This window comes from Limnospira sp. PMC 289.06 (assembly GCF_032350395.1).
Classification (GTDB): domain Bacteria; phylum Cyanobacteriota; class Cyanobacteriia; order Cyanobacteriales; family Microcoleaceae; genus Limnospira; species Limnospira platensis.
Map to the genome: position 1 here is coordinate 1 of NZ_JARPLC010000501.1, position 417 is coordinate 417.

Annotated in this window: 1 protein-coding gene; it reads right to left on the reverse strand. The window is 43.4% G+C overall.

The window, feature by feature from the left end; genetic code table 11:
- On the reverse strand, positions 1-417 hold a 417-nt coding region (locus P5674_RS25990; RefSeq protein WP_315670499.1), incomplete at both ends, for a group II intron maturase-specific domain-containing protein.

Consider the following 417-nt stretch of genomic DNA (forward strand, 5'->3'; position numbering starts at 1 on the left):
CTGGTTGCCCAGTAAGTCCAATTTCCGTCGTATGGTGTTGCGTCGGGGCGTATTAAGGTGTGTCTGACAATTGGGGTCCAGTTATGTTTCCATAATTGGAGTCCTTCTTTGGTCTGGAATAACCAAGATTCCTGTCTTTCATTCCCATTGCTAAGTTTAACCGTTCCATGTCTGAAATAGTTCCTCAGCTTTTCGTAGTTCACCCCTTTGCATCTTGATGCTGTCCATGCCCGTAACATTAACCAGATTATGAGGTCTAGCTTATTGAAGGTCTCTGCTGAGACTACCGCTGAGTAGTAATTTGACCATCCCCGAATAATCGGGTTTAGATGTTTTATCAGGGCTGACTGAGGTGCTGTTCTATGTTGTTTGATTACACCTTTAATCACTTCTGTATGGGCTTTAACTGCTTTATGC